This is a genomic window from Streptomyces sp. NPDC021749, assembly GCF_040640655.1.
Taxonomy (GTDB): Bacteria; Actinomycetota; Actinomycetes; order Streptomycetales; family Streptomycetaceae; genus Streptomyces.
The window spans coordinates 19,202-37,104 of sequence record NZ_JBFACE010000004.1 but is presented as its reverse complement, the minus strand read 5'-3'; the positions used below and the strand labels follow the sequence as shown (position 1 = coordinate 37,104).

Here is a 17,903-nt window from a genome sequence, read left to right as displayed (position 1 = left end):
TGTTCCCGGGCGGTGGCCGGAGCCCAGGGATCGCCTCGGCTCCGCCTGCGCGTCAGCCGCTGCCGTCGCGCTCCCAGCGGTAGAACTGCTGGGCCATCGCGTCCTTGGGGCTCCGCCAGGTCTCCGGGTCGTAGGCACTGACGAAGGCGGACAGCTTCTCGCTCACCGCGCGGAACTCGGGGTGCCCGGTGACCTTGGCGATCTCCGGGCCGGGCGGCCGGTCGGATTCGATGAGGTGCAGGTACACGTCACCGAACTGGAACAGGGTCCGCCGCGAGACGCCGACCAGGTGCGGCAGTTCCGTACGGTCGGACTCGCGGAAGACCTCCGCGATGTCCGGCGCCGAACCGGGTTTCATACGGGCGACGATCAGAGCGTGATGCATCGGGAAGATCCCTTCGTTGCCGCCGGGTGGCGGTCCGGACGCGGCCCGGCGGGCCGTCAGCTGACGGCGGCGGACCGCAGCTCACGGTCCCGCTGCTCGATCTTGTCCCGGATGAGCTCCATCTGGATCCGGGAGTTGCGGTTGATGAGCTCGGTCATGCCCTTGTCGTCGACCGGGGCGTCCGGCTTCATCGCGAAGTCCTGGGTCCAGTGCATCGAGGTGCCGCCCGGGATCTCGGCGTACTTCCAGTGGATGTCCATGTGCTGGAACGGGCCGGTCTCGACCCGGCGGGCACGGACGGTGCGGTGGGCGCGGTCGACGACCCGCTCGGAGACCCAGCTCCAGACGGTGCCGTTGTCGTCCGGGTGCATGGTCAGCCGGAAGGTCGTCTTGTCGCCCTCGCGGGAGAGCACCTCGACCGCGGCGTACTCGCTGAACAGCTGCGGCCAGTTCTCGATGTCGTTGGTGATGTCCCAGACGAGGTCGAGGGGCGCGGCGATGGTGATGTCGTTCTCGGTGTGGCCGGGCATGTCAGGCTCCTGTCGTAGGCACTTTTTCGGCTTCGGAGGGGGCTTTGCCGGGGGTGTTGACGAGGGCGAGGAAGTCGCGCGGCGTCTTGCAGCGCTCGGCGTCGGTCGGCATCGGCCGGCCGCGCCGGTTCTCCAGCTCGCCCACGATGCCCAGGAGGCCCAGCGAGTCGAGACCGAACTCGGCGAAGGTCGAGTCGGCCCGGTTCGCCAGGTCCTTCGGGTCGACGGTGAGGCCGGCGGCGGACTTCATCAGCGCTGCCAGCTCGTCGAGAGTCAGTTGAGCAGTCATGTGCGGTTCTCCTTCTCACGAGGGGGACGGCGGGCCCTGCCGCAGCACCATGGCCGCGTTCGAGCCCATCAGTCCCCGGCTCAGCACCAGCGCCGTTCGCAGTTCGGCGGGGCGGGCCCGGCCGGTCACGACGTCAAGGTCGTGGCACACGTCGACGACGTTGGGGGTGGGCGGCACCACACCGTGTTCCATGGCGAGCACCGCGGCCGCGATGTCCAGGACGGGGGCACCGCAGTACGCCCGCCCGGTGCCGGTCTTGGGCGCGGTCACCGGGACCTGGGCGGCCTGCCGGCCCAGGGCGTCCGCGAGGGCCAGCGCCTCGGCCCGGTCGGCTGAGGGGACGCCCAGCGCGTCCGCGAACACCACGTCGATCTCGTCCGGGGCGCACCGCGCGTCCTCCAGCGCGCCGCGGATGGCGTGGGCGAGTCCGGCTCGGGACTCCTCCCACCGGGAGGCGCCGGTGAAGGTCGCGGCGTGCCCGGCCAGTTCGGCCCGGACGGGTGCGCCGCGGCCCTCGGCCGCCGTCGCCTCCTCGACGACCAGCATCGCGCCGCCTTCGGCGGGCACGAATCCGCAGGCCCCGTCGGTGAACGGACGGTAGGCGCGGACCGGGTCGTCGAGCGTGCTCAGGTCGTCGTAGCCGAGCTGGCAGACGACCGAGTAGGGGGCCAGCGGTGCCTCGGCGGCGCCCACGACGACCGCGTCGGTGCCGCGCCGCACGGTGCGGCAGGCGTGCGCCAGGGCGTCCAGGCCGCCCGCCTCGTCGCTGGCCACGACGCCGCAGGGGCCCTTGAAGCCACCGCGGATGGAGATCTGTCCGGTGCTGGCGGCGTAGAACCAGGCGATCGACTGGTAGGGGCCGACGTATCTGGAGCCCTGGCCCCAGAGCCGTTGCAGCTCCCGCTGGCCGAACTCGCCGCCGCCGGATCCGGCGGCCGTGACCACGCCGACCGCGAACGGCGAGTCGGCGTAGTCGGCGCGGCCGAGGCGGGCGTCGTCCAGCGCGAGGTTGGCCGCCGCCATGGCGAAGTGGGTGAACCGGTCGGTCTGGACGAGGTAGCGCTCCTCGATCAGGTCGGCCGGCTCGAAACCGCGTACCTCACCGGCGACCTTGAGCGGCAGGTGCTCGCAGCCCTCCCGGGTCACCCGGTCGAGGACGCTGATGCCTTCCTTGGTCGCCTTCCAGAAGGCGTCGGTGCTCACCCCGTTGGGGGCGATCACACCCATGCCGGTGACGACGGAGCGTCGTTCCTTCGGGGAGCTCATGTTGCCCTCCCACCCTGTCGGGTCAGTACCACCGCTGACTGGAATCCGCCGAAGCCGCTGCCGACCGAGAGCACCGAACGCAGCGGCAGTGCCCGCGCCGTTTTCGGCACGTAGTCCAGGTCGCACTCCGGGTCCGGAGTCTCGTAGTTGGCCGTCGGCGGCACGACCTGGTGGGTCAGTGCCAGCACGCAGGCGACGATCTCGATGGCGCCGATCGCGCCCAGCGAGTGGCCCACCATGGATTTGATGGAACTCATCGGCACCTTGTGGGCGTGTGCGCCCAGCGACCGCTTGACCGCGGCGGTCTCGTGCCGGTCGTTCTGCTGGGTGCCCGAGCCGTGCGCGTTGACGTAGTCGACCTGGGTGGCGTCGATCCTGGCGTGGTCGAGCGCGCGGTTGATCGCCTCGGCCATCTCCAGGCCCTCCTGGGTCAGACCGGTCATGTGGTACGCGTTGCCGAAGGTGGCGTAGCCGCGGATCTCGCAGTGCACGGTCGCACCGCGGGCCCGGGCGTGCTCCAGCTCCTCCAGGACGAGCACGGCGCCGCCCTCGCCCATGACGAAACCGTCGCGGTGGGCGTCGAACGGACGGGAGGCGTGGGCGGGGTCGTCGTTGTTGGCGGAGGTCGCCTTGATCGCGTCGAAGCAGGCCACGGTGATCGGGGAGATCGGCGAGTCCGACGCGCCGGCGATGCAGACGTCGACCTTGCCCTCCTCGATGGAGTGGAAGGCGTAGCCGATGGCGTCGAGACCGGAGGTGCAGCCCGTGGAGACGGTCTGCACCGGGCCGTGCGCGCCGACCTGTTCGGCCACCGCGGAGGCCAGCGAACTGGGCGAGAAGGCCCGCTCCAGGTAGCGGCCGGCCGGCCGGTGGTCGACGTCCCAGCGCTTGCCGCGGTCGCTGACGGCGACGTAGTCGTGTTCGAGGCGGGTGGTGCCGCCGACCGCGGTGCCCAGGGAGACCCCGATGCGCCAGGGGTCCTCCCGTTCGGGGTCCAGGCCGGCGTCGCGCAGCGCCTCGTCCGCGGCGACCATGGCGAACTGGACGTACCGGTCCGAGCGGGCGACCTGCTCCGCGCTCAGGCCGTGCGCCGCGGGGTCGAAGTCGCATTCGGCGGCGATGCGCGAGCGGAACCCCTCCGGGTTGAAGAGGGTGATGCCACGGGTCGCCGTACGGCCGGCGGACAGCAGGTCCCAGAAGGCGGGCACTCCCACCCCGCCGGGCGCGACGATCCCGACTCCGGTGACCGCCACGCGGCGACTCATGACACCGGCTCCGTGCGTTCGGGCGGGGCCGCGGGGGTGCCCTCCTCGGTGCCCTCGGTATCGACGTGGCCCAGCTCGGGGCGGGGCGCCAGCGGACCGAGGTGGAAGACCATCCGGGCCTCGACGTCCCCGACGTTGCGGAACCGGTGCCGCATGTAGGGCGGGATCAGCAGGCCCTGGTCCGGGCGCAGCGGGTGCGGCTCCCCGTCGAGGTCCACTTCGAGCGCGCCCTGCACGACGTACACGAATTCCTCGGAGTACGGGTGGTAGTGCTCGCCGATGCGTTCGCCGGGCTGGACGAGGGCCATGCCCATGAAGCCGCTCGTGGCGCCCACCGCGCTGGGTGTCAGCATGGCGCGCAGATCACCTCCGCGCCGGCGGTTGGGCTGGGTCTCGCTGAGGTCCACGATGCGTGGGCGGTGCGTGGTCATGGCTTTCCTCCAGGGGCTGCGTGAAGCCGGCGGTGGGATGGGTGGGACCTGCGGCGGGCGGGCGGTGTCAGGCGCCCGCGGACCGGCGGTCGGTGATCAGGGCCATGTCGCAGCGCGCGAGGAAGCGTGCGAGCTCGCGGTCGTTGGACAGACCGCCGGCCACTTCGGTGTCGAGCAGACGGCGCAGCACGGCCGTCTTGCGCGGACCGCGGATGCCGAGCGACAGCAGCGGATCGCGGTCGAGCGGGATCCGCATGTCGATGAGCCGGACGACGACGTCGTCGCGCTGGAAGATGGTGCTGCCGGCGACGGGGCAGTCCGGGTCGTCGGCGGCCAGCTCGTCCTGGCGGGCGAGCATCCTGGCCAGCGCCATGCCGCAGCCTTCCTTGGCGGGGTAGAACAGCGCGTGGCGCCGTACGTCCTCGGGCCGCGCGCTGCCGGAGGCGACGTGGTGCACGGCGGGCAGGGCGGCGCGGGTGAAGAACACCCGGGCGGAGTTCGGATCGCTGAGGTCGCGGTCCTGCTCCAGGTAGGGGTTGATGGCCTCCTCGACGGCCCGGACCTCGGGCTGCTGGGAGACGTGGCGCAGCGCCGCGACCAGGTCGCCCTGGACCTCGACCGCCCGGACCACGCGGTTGCCGTGCATGAACAGGGAGGTGCGGCGCAGCCGGGTGGTGTCGTCGACCCGGGCCTCCGGCGAGTCGTAGCCGGCCAGGATCTCGGCGACCTTGTCCTCGCTGCCGGGCTTGACGGTGAAGGTCAGCGCATGGCGCACCACGCCGTCGCCGACACGGGGGTTGGCCTGCAGCCGGCCCTTGGGGGGCTCGGGGGCCCGGGCGGCGATGTTGGAGGTCTCGCGCAGGACGCTGAAGCGCAGCGAGCGGGTGTCGCGGACGCAGGCGTGCAGCGGCTGGACCATCTTGACATGCTCCTCGCTGTTGACCCAGGCGAGGAAGGGGGGTGCGCTCTCCCATTCGCTGGTGATCAGCCACTGCGAGGGGTTCTCGATGGACTGGCACAGCTGGTCGGTGAGGTGCCCGGGAACGGACGCGACCTGGTTGCGCAGGTGCTCGTAGGCTTCCAGGAACTGCTGCTGGGCTCCGTCGTGGAGGTCCAGGAGCAGTACGACCCTGAGCCGGGAGCCGTCGAAGGCTGACTGGGATATTCGTTCCGACAGCGTGGTCATCGTCTACGCATCTCCTTCGGTGCCCGAGGGCTCCTGTGGTGCGTCGTCAGTTCCGGTGCGATCCGGGTGACTGAGCCGGATGGTGGGGCTGCCCGCCCCGGTGTCCGGGGGGTGTCCCGGATTCGATCGTGGCCGGGACGTACGGGCGGCGCGAGATCTGTGAGCCATGCAGGTGAACCGTGATCGAACAGGCCCGCGGCCGGGCATTCGTGCTCCATCTGCCCTCAATGCGCCTTGGAGCTGGAGCACGCCATGAATCCCACCCCCCGAGAACAGGTCCCGGTACTGGTCGTGGGCGGGTCCCTGGTGGGCCTGTCCGCCTCACTGTTCCTGGGACGGCTGGGTGTACGGCACCTGTTGGTCGAGAAGCACCCGGACACCTCCCATCACCCCCGCGGCCGCGGCAACAACGTCCGCACGATGGAGCTGTTCCGGGTGGCCGGGGCCGAGGAGCCGATCCGCGCGGCGGCCTCGACGCTGGCCGGCAACCACGGGATCCTGCAGGCGCCTTCACTGACCGGTGACGAACAGGAATGGCTGTTCAAGGAGATCGACCCGGGCGGCGGGCTGGCCCGGATCAGCCCGTCCGCGTGGTGTCTGTGCAGCCAGAACGACCTCGAACCGGTCCTGGTGCGGTGCGCCCGCGAGCACGGCGGCGACCTGCGCTTCTCCACCGAGCTGGTCTCCTTCGAGCAGGACGCGGACGGGGTGACCGCCACGCTTTCGAGCCGGGAGACCGGCGAGCGGAGCACCGTGCGCGCGGACTACCTCATCGCGGCCGACGGTCCCCGCAGTCCGGTACGCGAACGGCTGGGCATCGGACAGACCGGCCCGGGCGACCTGTTCCACAACGTGAGCATCACCTTCCGGGCCCCCGAGCTGGCGGAGGTGGTGGGCGACCGCCGCTTCATCGCCTGCTATCTGACGAACCCGGAGGCCGACGGCGCGCTGCTGCCGGTGGACAACGAGCGGGACTGGGTCTTCCACGCGCCCTGGCACCCCGATCAGGGCGAGACCCTGGAGGACTTCACCGACGAGCGGTGCATCGACCACATCCGGCGGGCGACCGGCGCACTGGACATGGCGGTGGAGATCACCGGCAAGGCCCCGTGGCACGCCGCCGAGCGGGTCGCCGAGCGGTACGGCGAGGGCCGGGTCTTCCTCGCCGGCGACTCGGCCCACGAGATGTCGCCCACCGGCGCGTTCGGCTCGAACACCGGCATCCAGGACGCCCACAACATCGCCTGGAAGATCGCCGCCGTCCTGAACGGTGCGGCGGGGCCGGGGCTGTTGTCGACGTACGAGACGGAGCGGCTGCCGGTGGCCCGGGAGACCAGCGCCCGCGCCTCGGCCCGCTCCGCCGAGCACAGCCACCCGGGGTACGCACCGGCGCCCGGGGCCGGCGGCGGGCGGCAGCGCGGGGTGCTCACGGTCGCGCTCGGCTACTGCTACCCGCGCGGTGCGGTCGTCGGCGCCGATCCCGAACTGCCGGTGGTCCCGGACCAGTTGCGGATGACGGGCGAGCCGGGCACCCGCGCCCCGCACATGTGGCTGACCGGCCCGGAGGGCCGCCGCTCCACCCTCGACCTCTACGAGACCTCGTTCACCCTGCTGTCCGGCTCCGACGGCGACATGTGGCGCACCGCGGCCAAGGGCGCCGTCCAGCGCTTCGGGGTGCACCTGAACTGCTATCTGATCGGCACCGAACCGGACGACGACCTGGCCCCGGAGGAGGGCGCCGACTGGGCCGAGAAGCACGGCACGACGCCCGAGGGCGCGGTGCTGGTGCGGCCGGACGGCTATGTGGCGTGGCGGGCGGAGGGCCGGGTGGCCGATCCCGAGGCGGCGCTCGCGGAGGTCTTCGAAGCCCTGCTGTGCCGGTCCTGAACCGGGCCGAGCCACCGGACACGCCCCTGGCGTTGCGGCCGGTGGTGCTGAGGTGAACCAAGGGGCCGGCGGTGCGTCCGCCGACCCCTTCGCACCGGGAACGTATCTTCTGCTCGTCACCACCGCAGGGGCATCTGCGGGCCGCCCCGGCCGCGTCCCGCAACCCGGGCGCCGATTTCCGGTTGAGTCCGGGCATGGATGTCAAGAAGCCCGTCTCGCACCCTTTTCAGCGGATCTCGCTGTCGCACCGGCCCCCGTCGCTGCCGCCGCCGCCCGCCCCGCAGGCGCGCCGGCCGCCGGAGGAGGACACACCCATCTTCGACCAGCTGCTCAAGGAATGGCGGGACGGCACCCTGCGCCCGACGGTTTCCTGGCCCACCGACGATCCAGGGAAGATCAGGGCGGGCGGCGCTGTTGCGAACGATGAGGGCCGTCCCCGTCCGCGTAACCGTCAAGAGGAGCATGACCGTGAGCCTGTACGACATCCCGCTGCGCACCCTGACCGGTGAGCCCGCCTCGCTCGCCGACCACCGCGGCAAGGCCCTGCTGGTGGTCAACGTGGCGTCCAAGTGCGGGCTGACCCCGCAGTACGAAGGTCTGGAGCGGCTGCAGCGGCGCTATGCCGACCGGGGCTTCTCCGTGCTGGGCTTCCCCAGCAACCAGTTCGCGGGCCAGGAGCCCGGCACCGCCGAGGAGATCGCCACGTTCTGCTCGACGACGTACGGCGTGAGCTTCCCGCTCTTCGAGAAGGGCGACGTCAACGGCACCGCCCGACAGCCGCTGTACGCGGAACTGACGGCCGCCGCGGACGCCGAGGGGAACGCCGGCGACGTGCAGTGGAACTTCGAGAAGTTCCTGATCGACACCGAGGGCCGGGTCGCGGGGCGCTTCCGGCCGCGTACCGAGCCGGAGGCCCCCGAGCTGGTCGCCGCGATCGAGGCGGCCCTGCCGGCCTGAGCCCGGGCGGGCCTCACGCCACGGCGGTGTCCGCGCCCTCGGCCGCTCCGGCACCGTCGCCGGCGGGGCCGGGGGCGTCGTCCGGCACGAGCGCGAAGTGACCGGTCAGCCCGGTCATCCGCAGCAGCCGGGCGACGCTGCCGTCCTCGGTGACCCCGGCCAGCCGCAGCCGGCCGCCCCGCTGCCCGGCCCGGTAGCGGGCGCGGCTGAGCAGCGAGAGTCCGGCGCAGTCGATGAAGGTCACCGCGCGCACGTCGAGCACGAGATCGGCGCCCTGCGCGTTGGTGAGGTCGTCGAGCCGGGCGGAGAGCACCGACACGGCGAAGATGTCGAGCTCCCCGCGGAGCTCGAAGACGGTCGCACCGTCGGCGGCGCGACCGGTACCCACGATTCTCGGGTAGTACTGACGTTCGTCCATCGGCCCGGCCCACTTTCGTGCCGCGGCGCCGGAAACGGCCGTACGCCGTGGCGGAGACGTACAAGAGAGGTGGGGGGCGCCCGGCGCGATCCGGGCGGGTCGGCCCGTTTCCGGGGCGTCGTTGCGCTTGAGTTGTCTACGGCTTACCCGCCGTCCCGCCCCCTCAACTCCCCGGCGTACGCCGCCTCACGAGGTTGTCTCAAAGTCGCCCCTCGGCGCACGGCGGCCGGTACCCGCGTCACGCACGCCGTCACCTGCCGACCGCCCCGTCGGCCTGCTCCCGCAGGATGTCGGCGTGCCCGGCGTGCCGCGCGGTCTCCTCGATCATGTGCACCAGCACCCAGCGCAGCGACCGGATCGCCCCGGCCTGCCCCGCCGGCCGGACGCAGCTGCGGCCCAGGTCGTCGCAGCGCCCGACGATCTCGTTGGACCGCCGGACGGCCGCGCGGTATCCGGCCAGCACGTCCTTGACGCTCTCCGCCTCGCCGACCGTCATGCCGAGGTCCGGCGGCGCGTCCCCGGCGCCCTCGAAGGCCCAGACGAACCAGTACCGCTCCGCCGCGGTCAGATGCTTGACCAGCCCGAGCAGGCTGGTCCCGGACGGAACCCCGGGAGCGCGTGCCTCCTGTTCCGCGAGTCCCTGCGCCTTGGCGGCCACGGCCTCGCGGACGTAGTCCAGGAAGGCGAGCAGGGTGGCCTTCTCGTCGTCGTCGGTGCCCGGCGGGCCGGTGTCGGGGCGCGGCTGAGTCGTCATCACCGGGGCACCGTAACCACGGTCCGGGCCGGGCCGCCGGTCATTTTCCGCACCCGTCCGGCTCCCCCGCGGGACCCGGCGGGTGATCCTGCGGGAATCGCTTGACCTCAATATTGGTTGAGGTCCTAGGTTCCTTTCATGTCGCCGGTCACGCACGGCGATCCCGTGACGACCCGGCACACCGGAGGCCACCATGGACATGGAAGTCACCGCCTGGCACTCGCTGCACAGCACGATGACCGCGCAGCAGGGCCGGCACCGCTTCTCCCGCGGCACACTGCGCCGCATCTTGGCGTTCGCCCGGCCGCACCGGCGGCATCTGGTCTGGTTCCTGGTGCTGAGCACGGTGACCGCGATGCTCGCGGTGGCCACCCCGCTGCTCGCCGGCCGGGTGGTGGACGCGATCGTCGGCGGTGACTCGTCCGCCCTCGTGGTCGGGCTGTCCGGGCTGATCGCCGTCATCGCGGTCGCCGAGGCGGCCCTGGGACTGCTGACCCGCTGGCTGTCGGCGAGCATCGGCGAGGGACTGATCCTGGACCTGCGCACCACCGTCTACGACCACGTCCAGCGGATGCCGATCGCCTTCTTCACCCGCACCCGCACCGGCGCCCTGGTCAGCCGGCTCAACAACGACGTGATCGGCGCCCAGCGGGCGTTCAGCGACACCCTCTCCGGGGTCGTCAGCAACATCGTCACGCTGCTCCTCACGCTCGGCGTGATGCTCACCCTGTCCTGGCAGATCACCCTGATCGCCCTGGTCCTGCTGCCGGTGTTCGTCCTGCCCGCCCGCCGGGTCGGCCGCCGGCTGGCGGCGCTGCGCCGGGAGGGCGCCGACCACAACGCGGCGATGGGCACCCAGATGACCGAGCGGTTCTCCGCCCCGGGCGCCACCCTCGTCAAGCTGATGGGCCGCCCGGCCCGCGAGTCCGCCGAGTTCGCCGTCCGCGCCCGCCGGGTCCGGGACATCGGCGTCCGCTCGGCCATGGTCCAGACGTACTTCGTGACCGCGCTGACCCTGGTCTCCGCGCTGGCGCTGGCCGTCGTCTACGGCCTGGGCGGCTTCCTGGCGCTGCGCGGGCAGTTGGAGGCCGGTGCGATCGTCTCGCTCGCCCTGCTGCTCACCCGCCTCTACGCCCCGCTGACCGCGCTGTCCGGCGCCCACATCGAGGTGATGAGCGCCCTGGTCAGCTTCGAGCGGGTCTTCGAGGTGCTGGACCTGAAGCCGCTGATCGCCGAGAAGCCGGACGCCCGCGAGGTCCCCGACGGCCCGGTGTCGGTGGAGTTCGACTCCGTACGCTTCGGCTACCCGTCCGCCGACAAGGTCTCGCTGGCCTCCCTGGAGGAGGTCGCCACGCTCGACACCCGCGGCGGCGAGGAAGTGCTGCACGGCATCTCCTTCCGCGCCGAACCCGGCCAGATGGTCGCCCTGGTCGGCTCCTCGGGCGCCGGCAAGTCGACCGTCGCGCAGCTGCTGCCGCGGCTGTACGACGCGGACTCCGGCGCGGTCCGGCTGTCCGGCGTGGACGTCCGCGATCTGACCGCCGCCTCGCTGCGCGAGACCCTCGGCATGGTCACCCAGGACGGCCACCTCTTCCACGACTCGATCCGCGAGAACCTGCTGCTGGCCAAGCCGGAGGCGACCGAGGACGAGCTGTGGGACGCGCTGCGCCGGGCCCGCCTGGAGGAGCTGATCGCCGGCCTCCCCGACCGCCTGGACACGGTCGTCGGCGAACGCGGCTACCGCCTCTCCGGCGGCGAACGGCAGCGGCTGACCATCGCCCGGCTGCTGCTGGCCCACCCGCGGGTGGTGATCCTGGACGAGGCCACCGCCCACCTGGACAACACCTCGGAGGCGGCGGTCCAGGAGGCGCTCGGTGAGGCCCTGGAGGGACGTACCGCGCTGGTCATCGCCCATCGGCTGTCGACCGTACGCGCCGCCGACCTGATCCTGGTCGTCGAGGGCGGCCGGATCGTCGAACGCGGGACCCACGAGACGCTGCTGGCGGCCGACGGGCGGTACGCGGAGCTGTACCGGACCCAGTTCACCGAGGCGACGGCGTCGCCCAGCGGGCCGCCCGCGGGCCCGGACGCCGCGGCCGCGCCCGCCGGCTCCGGCGACGACCTCCTGGTGGACCCCGCGCTGGTGAACTGAACACGGCATGCGGAAGGCCCCCACCTCTTGGCGGGGGCCTTCCGCATACCGAAAACTGAGGAGATGACGCAGCGCGCGGAACACTCCATCGTCATGGACCGGCTCGCCCTGGACGACCTGGTCACCGGCTACGCGCTCGCCGTGGACGACGGCGACTGGCCCGGCTACCTGGCCCTCTTCGCCCCGGACGCACGGGTCGACTACCGCTCGGCGGGCGGCATCGAGGGCAGCGCCGAGGAGGTCGCCGCATGGCTGGCCGAGATGCTGCGGCTCTTCGAGATCCGCCAGCACCTGATCGTCAACCGCCTGATCACCCTGTCCTCACAGGACGGCGCACCGGGCGACACGGCCACCGTCCGGGCCGACTACCTCAACCCCATGCGGCTGGCCGGCCCGGCGACCGACGCCGACGGCGGACCCACCGCCCCCAACTACACCTGCGCCGGCCGCTACGACTTCACCGCCCGCCGCACCCCGGACGGCTGGCGGCTGACCGGAGTCGTCGTACGGGAGAAATGGCGGGAGGTGCGGCAGCCGAGCGACTGACCCCCGGCGGTCCGCGGCCGCGGGCGCCTCGGCCGTCCCGGCGAGGGTCCGCGTCCCCGGGCGAGGCCCCCTTTCCTTGATCGCATCACCCGCGCACACTGAGCGTCCGGCCGGTCCGCGCGCCCGGCCGGACGGACGCACCGGCACCCAGGCAGACCGTGGAGACCGCATGGACAGACCGCTCGGCCCCCGGGCACGGTGGCTCGGCTCCGCCTGGGGCCGGGGAGCGACCGCCGCGCTCGCCGGGGCGCTGCCGGCCCTCACCTTCCCCGCCCCGTCGTGGTGGTGGCTGGCGTACGTCGCCCTGGTGCCGTGGCTGCTGCTGGTGCGGACCGCGCCGACGCCCCGGCGGGCGGCGCTGGACGGCTGGCTGGGCGGCGCCGGTTTCATGCTGGCGGTGCACCACTGGCTGCTGCCGAGCCTGCACGTCTTCATCCTCGTCCTCGCCCTGCTGCTCGGTGCGCTCTGGGCGCCCTGGGGGCTGCTGGTACGGGCCCTGCTGGGCGGCACACCGCGCGCCGGGAGAGCGGCTGCCGCTCTGGTGCTGGTGCCGTCCGGCTGGCTGATGGTGGAACTCGTCCGCTCCTGGGAGTACCTGGGCGGCCCCTGGGGCCTGCTGGGCGCCAGCCAGTGGCAGGTCGCGCCGGCCCTGCGGCTGGCGTCGATCGGCGGGGTCTGGCTGCTGAGCTTCCTGATCGTGGTGGTGAACACGGCGCTGGCCGAGCTGATCGCCCGCCGCTCCGCACGGCGGCCCGCGGTCGCCGGTCTGCTGGTGTGCGCACTGGCGGGCGGCGGCGCGTGGTGCGTGGCGCCGGCCCCCCGCCCGGCCGGCACGGTACGGATCGCGGTCGTCCAGCCGGGCCCGGACGGCACCCCGACCCAGCGGCTGGCCCGCAGCGAGGCGCTCACCCGGTCGCTGGCCGGCCGCGGGGTGCACCTGGTCGTCTGGGGCGAGAGCAGCATGTACCAGGACCCGGCGGACCGCCCGGCGCTCGCCGCACGGCTCGCCGCACTGTCCCGGGAGACCGGCGCCGACCTGCTGGTCAACGCCGACTCGCGGCGCGCCGGCCGGCCGGGCATCTACAAGAGCGCGGTACTGATCGGCCCGCACGGCCCGACCGGCGACCGCTACGCCAAGAGACGGCTGGTGCCGTTCGGCGAGTACATACCGTTCCGGTCCGTCCTGGGCTGGGCGACGAAGGTGGGCAAGGCGGCCACCACCGACCGGATACGCGGCACCCACCAGGTGGTGATGCCGGTCGCCACGGCCGGCGGGCTGCGGATCGGGCCGCTGGTCTGCTTCGAGACCGCCTTTCCCGACCTCAGCCGACGGCTGGTGCGCGGCGGGGCGCAGGTGATCGTCGCGCAGTCCTCGACGTCCACGTTCCAGGACAGCTGGGCGCCCGGGCAGCACGCCTCCCTGGGCGCCCTGCGGGCCGCGGAGACCTGGCGGCCGATGGTGCACGCCACGCTCACCGGCGTCAGTGCGGTGTACGGCCCCCGCGGTGAGCGGATCGGCGGCACGCTCGGCACCGACCGCAGCGCGGCCGCCGTCTACGACCTGCCGCTGGCCGCCGGCACCAGCCCGTACGCCCGGTTCGGCGACTGGGTGCCGTACGGGGCGGTGGGCGCGCTGGTACTCGCCGGCGCGTGGGCCGGGGGCCGGCGGCTGCACTCAAGGCGGCCCGGCGGCCGGACCCCGCGATCACCCGAGCCCGGCGGCCGGGCGGCGCGCCCGGGCCGGCTCAGCGAGCGGCCTGCTCGACCGCGTCGGTGATGACGCGCTCGCACAGTTCATGGGTGCGCAGCGCGTCCCGGGCGGACGGCTGCCGGCCGGCCCGTACGTCGTCCAGGAACGCCAGGACGATCTGCTCGATGCCGCGCTGGCGCGCGACCGGCACCCAGTCGCCGCGCCGCCGGATCGTCGGCTGCCCCTTGTGGTCGATGATCTCGGCGAGGTTCACGACCTGCCGCCGGGAGTCCTGCCCGGAGACGTCCAGGACCTCCTCCGCCGAGCCGCTGAGGCGGTTCATGGTGCCGATGGCGGTGAACCCGTCGCCGGACAGCTGCAGCACCACGTGGTGCATCAGACCGTCCCGGATCCTGGCCCGGACGTCGATGTGGTCCGGCTCGCCCGGCACCAGGAACCGCAGGGTGTCGACGACGTGGATGAAGTCGTCCAGCACCAGCGTGCGCGGGTCCTCGGGCAGCCCGACCCGGTTCTTGTGCATCAGGATCAGATCGCGGGCGTGCTCCCGGCACTGCGCGTAGGCGGGCGCGAACCGGCGGTTGAAGCCGACGGTCAGGCCCACGCCCCGGTCCTCGGCCAGCGCCACGAGCCGCCGGGACTCGGCGAGTTCGTAGGAGAGCGGCTTGTCGACGTAGGTCGGCACACCGGCCTCGATCAGCCGGGTGACCAGCTCCGGGTGGGCGGCGGTGGCCGCATGCACGAACGCGGCGTCCAGGCCGACGGCGAGCAGCGAGTCCAGATCCGCGTGCAGCCGGTCGCCGGTCAGCCGGTGGGCCGCGCCGACCCGTTGGAGGGTGGCCGCGGTGCGGGTGTGCAGATGGAGTTCGGTCCCCGGAAGGCCGCCCAGTACGGGCAGGTACGCCTTCTGCGCTATGTCGCCGAGTCCGATGCAGCCGATCTTCACTCTTGCTCCTCGCGTCGTGCCGCGGTCCCGGTGCCCCGTGCCCCGGCAGCATACGTGCCGGCCGGCGGCCGCCAGTCGGCGATGCCGTCGAGGGCGCGCAGCGCGAGATGGGGGGCCAGACGGGCGGTGGCGGCCATCAGCCCGGCGCGCAGTGCCCGCGCGGGCCCGGACCGCCAGGTGGTGAGCCGGCCGATCCGCTCGGCCCGGCGCACCACCTCCATGGTGCGCGGCAACCGCTGCCGGGTGTACGCGGCGAGCGCGGCGCCCAGATCGGCGTCCGGCCCGGCCTCGTACGCCAGCACGACGGCGTCCTCGACGGCCTGGCACCCGCCCTGCCCCAGGTTGGGCGTCATCGGATGGACGGCGTCACCGAGCAGGGCGACCCTTCCGTGGTGGAAGGCGGGCGGCGGGGCGGCCGCGGTGTACACGTCGTTGCGCAGCACCTCGGCCGGGCCGACGGCGTCGAGCAGCGCCGGCACGGGGTGGTGCCAGGCCCCGAAGCGCCGCAGGAGTTCGGCCCGCTCGTCGTCGACGGCCCGGCCCCCGGCGGGCACGGCCGCGGTGGCGTACGCATAGATCCGCCCGCCGGTCAGCGGCACGGTGCCCCACAGACTGGCGCGCCCCCAGGTCTCGTGCGCCACTGTGCCCACCCCGTCGGGCGCCGGAACGACGAACCGCCAGGCGGTGAACCCGGCGTACCGGGGCGCGGGGTGACCGGGGAAGAGCTCACGGCGCAGGAGGGAGTGGATGCCGTCGGCGGCGACTACGAGGTCGGCGGAGAGTTCCAGGTGGGGGGTGGGGGCGGTGTCGGGGGCGGTGTGGGTGCGGCGGGTGGGCGTGAGGGTGTGGGTGTGAGTGCGGGTGGGGGTGTCGGGCCGAGTGCGGGTCTCGGTGTTGGTGTCGGTGGCGGTGGCGGTATCGGTGTCGCGGTACCGGCCCGTGTGGATGCGGACCCGCGCCGGGCGGCCGCCCGGGCGGGGGTCGCCCGGGTCGACGAGGGTGGCCGTGGCACCGGTACGGACCGCCCCGTCGGGCAGCCGGGCGGCGAGCAGATCGACGATCTCGGCGCGGTGGGCGACCACCACCGGCCCGCCGAAGCGCCGGACGGCCGCGGCGTTGTCCGTACGGGCCAGCCGACGGCCGCCGGGCAGCCGGAACTCCCCGGCCCCCTGCCACTGAGCCATCGCCCGCACCGCGTCACCCACCTCGATCGTGTCCAGTGCGCGCAGGGCGTTGGGCGCCAGCGCGATGCCCGCCCCGACCGGCTCCAGCGAGGCGGCCCGCTCAAGGACGGTGACCGACCACCCCCGGCGCTCCAGGGCCACCGCAGCGGTGAGCCCGCCGATCCCACCACCGATCACCAGCGCGGTGCGCTGCCGTGTCATCTCGTCTCCCAGTCCGTCCGGGGCGGATCGCTTGACTACAAGTGTAGTTACCGCCGCACCACCGAGACTACACCTGTAGTGAGCAATCGGGACTACGTCCGTAGTGAGCCCGCTAGGCTCAGCCACATGACCGCCCGTGACCGCCGCCGCCCGGCCCGCCCGGCCCCGACCGCCCCCACACCCACGCCCTCCCCCTCCGGCCGCCCTCGACTGATCGCGGACGCGGCACTTGCACTGCTCGCCGAACGCGGGATGCGGGGCCTGACCCATCGGGCCGTCGACGAGGCGGCCGGTCTGCCGTTGGGCTCCACCTCGAACCTCGCGCGGACCCGGGAGGCCCTGCTGGAGACGGCGGTACGGCGGCTGGCCGAGCGGGAGGCCGCGGTCCTCACCCCGACGGAAATGCCGGCCGGCCGCCCGGCGCACACCACGGCCCCGGAGGCGGCGAGCCCTGGTGCCGACGGGCGGGACACCGGCCCCGAGGCGCTCGCGGACGCTCTCTCACTCGCGCTGCACCACTACCTCTCCCGGCACCGGGAGCTGCTCCTCGCCCGCTACGAAATCGCTCTGGAAGCCACCCGCAGGCCCGCGCTGCGGGAGATCTACGACCGGGCGGGGCGGGCCTTCCGCGAACCGATGGCGGCGATGCTGGCAGCAGCCGGTTCCCCCGCGCCCGAACGGCATACGCTCACGATGGTGGCCTGGTGCGACGGTGTGCTGTTCTCCTGCACCGCCGGGCAGTTCCACACCGCCACCCCCACCCGCGCCGAGCTACGCGCTTCCTGCACGGAACTCCTGACCGGAATGCTGCACCGCCAGGCCCCGGGACGCTAAGGGGTACGGCCGGCGGTCCCGCCGAGCTGGAGCTCCAGACGATCGATCGCGTCCCGCAGCCCCTGGCGGTATTCGCCGTCGGCGAGCGCATTGACCGATGCCCGGGCCCGCAGCAGCTGGGCCCGGGCGTCGGCCGGCCGGTCGAGGGCCGCATAGTCGGCCGCGATGTTGAGATGCAGCGAGGGGAAGAACGCCCGCAGCGCGACGAGGGGGTGCTGGCGGGTGCCGGGGCCCGCCCCCGGCGCGGCGGCCACACCGGGCTCACCCGCGGCGGGCCCGGGGCCCTCGCGCCGCTCGGTGACGAAGCCCTCGGCCTCTTCCAGGGCCCGGAGGTCCCAGTCCAGCTCGTCCTGCGGGTCGTCCTGGGTGTCGGCCATGTAGTGCGCGAGAGCGCAGCGGTGGAAGGCGTCGCCCTGCGGCCCGATCTCGTGCCACAGTGCGGAGAGGCGGTTGCGCGCCTCTTCGCGGTCGCCGGCCCGATGCAGCATGATCGCCTGGCCGATCCGGGTCAGAACGCCGTCCTCGGGCCTCGCCGCCCGCCGCTCCTCCACCACCGCGCACTCCCCGTATCCACTCACCGCCGCTGACATTTCCTCGACGCTAACCGCCACCGGGGAGCTTCGCTCGGTGTGCGCGACGCACCGGGTGGCAGCCGTACGAGAGCGGGCCACGGTCCCGGCCGGGCGGCGGCATGACGAGAGCGCGCGCCACGGTCCGGCCGGGCGCCAGCCTTACGGGGCGGCCGGGCGGCAGCCTTACGGGAGCGCGCCACGCTCCGGCCGGGCGCCAGCCTTACGGGGCGGCCAGGCGCCAGCCTTACGGGAGCGCGCCACGGTCCGGGCCGGGCGGGGCCGGGCAGGGCCGGGCCGGGCAGGGCCGGGCGCAGCCTTCGAGGGCGGGCTGCACTCCCAGCCGTGTGACAGCCGTACGAGAGGGGGCTGCGCTCCCGGTCCTGCGACAGCCC

Annotated in this window: 19 protein-coding genes; 7 read left to right on the top strand and 12 right to left on the bottom strand. The window is 73.4% G+C overall.

Annotated features, from left to right (window positions below):
- Positions 1 to 52: 52 nt before the first annotated feature.
- The 7 genes from AB0G35_RS05240 to AB0G35_RS05210 all read right to left on the bottom strand — a co-directional run bounded on the left by AB0G35_RS05240 (position 53) and on the right by AB0G35_RS05210 (position 5,352).
- Positions 53 to 385, bottom strand: a complete 333-nt coding sequence (locus tag AB0G35_RS05240; protein WP_360943955.1) for a TcmI family type II polyketide cyclase — start codon at positions 383 to 385, stop codon at positions 53 to 55.
- Between the two features lie 56 nt (positions 386 to 441).
- Complete coding sequence (locus AB0G35_RS05235) at positions 442 to 915, bottom strand: SRPBCC family protein (protein ID WP_360943952.1); 474 nt, start codon at positions 913 to 915, stop codon at positions 442 to 444.
- A gap of 1 nt (position 916) precedes the next feature.
- Entirely contained in the window at positions 917 to 1,204 is a 288-nt protein-coding gene (locus AB0G35_RS05230; RefSeq protein WP_360943949.1) for an acyl carrier protein, read from the bottom strand.
- Positions 1,205 to 1,219: 15 nt separating this feature from the next.
- On the bottom strand, positions 1,220 to 2,470 hold the full coding sequence (locus AB0G35_RS05225) for a ketosynthase chain-length factor (RefSeq protein ID WP_360943946.1): 1,251 nt from the start codon (positions 2,468 to 2,470) through the stop codon (positions 1,220 to 1,222).
- Positions 2,467 to 3,735: a beta-ketoacyl-[acyl-carrier-protein] synthase family protein gene (locus tag AB0G35_RS05220; protein WP_360943943.1), complete on the bottom strand. Its 1,269-nt coding sequence runs from the start codon at positions 3,733 to 3,735 to the stop codon at positions 2,467 to 2,469. Before AB0G35_RS05220 ends, AB0G35_RS05225 begins: the two co-directional genes overlap by 4 nt.
- Entirely contained in the window at positions 3,732 to 4,166 is a 435-nt protein-coding gene (locus tag AB0G35_RS05215) for a cupin domain-containing protein (protein WP_360943940.1), read from the bottom strand. The genes AB0G35_RS05220 and AB0G35_RS05215 overlap by 4 nt, the downstream gene beginning before the upstream one ends.
- Before the next feature lie 67 nt (positions 4,167 to 4,233).
- Positions 4,234 to 5,352, bottom strand: a complete 1,119-nt coding sequence (locus tag AB0G35_RS05210; protein WP_360943937.1) for a TcmI family type II polyketide cyclase — start codon at positions 5,350 to 5,352, stop codon at positions 4,234 to 4,236.
- A gap of 252 nt (positions 5,353 to 5,604) precedes the next feature.
- On the opposite strand from AB0G35_RS05210, the gene AB0G35_RS05205 reads away from it, so the two are divergent.
- The 3 genes from AB0G35_RS05205 (at position 5,605) to AB0G35_RS05195 (ending at position 8,196) form a co-directional block, all read left to right on the top strand.
- Positions 5,605 to 7,239, top strand: coding sequence for an FAD-dependent monooxygenase (locus tag AB0G35_RS05205; protein ID WP_360943934.1), 1,635 nt, complete (start codon positions 5,605 to 5,607; stop codon positions 7,237 to 7,239).
- A gap of 194 nt (positions 7,240 to 7,433) precedes the next feature.
- Entirely contained in the window at positions 7,434 to 7,748 is a 315-nt protein-coding gene (locus AB0G35_RS05200) for a hypothetical protein (protein WP_360943931.1), read from the top strand.
- Complete coding sequence (locus tag AB0G35_RS05195; protein ID WP_360943928.1) at positions 7,708 to 8,196, top strand: glutathione peroxidase; 489 nt, start codon at positions 7,708 to 7,710, stop codon at positions 8,194 to 8,196. Before AB0G35_RS05200 ends, AB0G35_RS05195 begins: the two co-directional genes overlap by 41 nt.
- Before the next feature lie 13 nt (positions 8,197 to 8,209).
- Here AB0G35_RS05195 and AB0G35_RS05190 read toward each other — a convergent pair whose 3' ends face one another.
- Together AB0G35_RS05190 and AB0G35_RS05185 are read right to left on the bottom strand one after the other, a co-directional pair.
- A complete protein-coding gene (locus AB0G35_RS05190; RefSeq protein ID WP_360943925.1) occupies positions 8,210 to 8,614 on the bottom strand; it encodes an STAS domain-containing protein in 405 nt (134 codons plus the stop codon).
- Positions 8,615 to 8,864: 250 nt separating this feature from the next.
- Positions 8,865 to 9,371 carry a DinB family protein gene (locus tag AB0G35_RS05185; protein WP_360943922.1) on the bottom strand — a complete coding sequence of 169 codons (507 nt, stop codon included), beginning with the start codon at positions 9,369 to 9,371 and terminating at the stop codon, positions 8,865 to 8,867.
- 190 nt (positions 9,372 to 9,561) lie between these two features.
- Between AB0G35_RS05185 and AB0G35_RS05180 the strand changes: the two genes are divergently transcribed.
- The 3 genes from AB0G35_RS05180 to lnt all read left to right on the top strand — a co-directional run bounded on the left by AB0G35_RS05180 (position 9,562) and on the right by lnt (position 13,843).
- Positions 9,562 to 11,520: an ABC transporter ATP-binding protein gene (locus AB0G35_RS05180; RefSeq protein WP_360943919.1), complete on the top strand. Its 1,959-nt coding sequence runs from the start codon at positions 9,562 to 9,564 to the stop codon at positions 11,518 to 11,520.
- 63 nt (positions 11,521 to 11,583) lie between these two features.
- Positions 11,584 to 12,066 carry a nuclear transport factor 2 family protein gene (locus tag AB0G35_RS05175; protein ID WP_360943916.1) on the top strand — a complete coding sequence of 161 codons (483 nt, stop codon included), beginning with the start codon at positions 11,584 to 11,586 and terminating at the stop codon, positions 12,064 to 12,066.
- A gap of 169 nt (positions 12,067 to 12,235) precedes the next feature.
- On the top strand, positions 12,236 to 13,843 hold the full coding sequence (gene lnt, locus AB0G35_RS05170; protein WP_360943913.1) for an apolipoprotein N-acyltransferase: 1,608 nt from the start codon (positions 12,236 to 12,238) through the stop codon (positions 13,841 to 13,843).
- Here the strand turns inward: lnt and AB0G35_RS05165 are convergent.
- Together AB0G35_RS05165 and AB0G35_RS05160 are read right to left on the bottom strand one after the other, a co-directional pair.
- On the bottom strand, positions 13,812 to 14,720 hold the full coding sequence (locus tag AB0G35_RS05165) for a Gfo/Idh/MocA family oxidoreductase (RefSeq protein ID WP_360943910.1): 909 nt from the start codon (positions 14,718 to 14,720) through the stop codon (positions 13,812 to 13,814). The genes lnt and AB0G35_RS05165 overlap by 32 nt on opposite strands.
- Complete coding sequence (locus tag AB0G35_RS05160; protein WP_360943907.1) at positions 14,717 to 16,105, bottom strand: FAD-dependent monooxygenase; 1,389 nt, start codon at positions 16,103 to 16,105, stop codon at positions 14,717 to 14,719. Before AB0G35_RS05160 ends, AB0G35_RS05165 begins: the two co-directional genes overlap by 4 nt.
- 126 nt (positions 16,106 to 16,231) lie before the next feature.
- Here AB0G35_RS05160 and AB0G35_RS05155 point away from each other — a divergent pair, with 126 nt between their 5' ends.
- A complete protein-coding gene (locus AB0G35_RS05155) occupies positions 16,232 to 16,939 on the top strand; it encodes a TetR/AcrR family transcriptional regulator (RefSeq protein ID WP_360943904.1) in 708 nt (235 codons plus the stop codon).
- Here the strand turns inward: AB0G35_RS05155 and AB0G35_RS05150 are convergent.
- Complete coding sequence (locus AB0G35_RS05150) at positions 16,936 to 17,529, bottom strand: hypothetical protein (protein ID WP_360943901.1); 594 nt, start codon at positions 17,527 to 17,529, stop codon at positions 16,936 to 16,938. The genes AB0G35_RS05155 and AB0G35_RS05150 overlap by 4 nt on opposite strands.
- Positions 17,530 to 17,903: the final 374 nt, after the last annotated feature.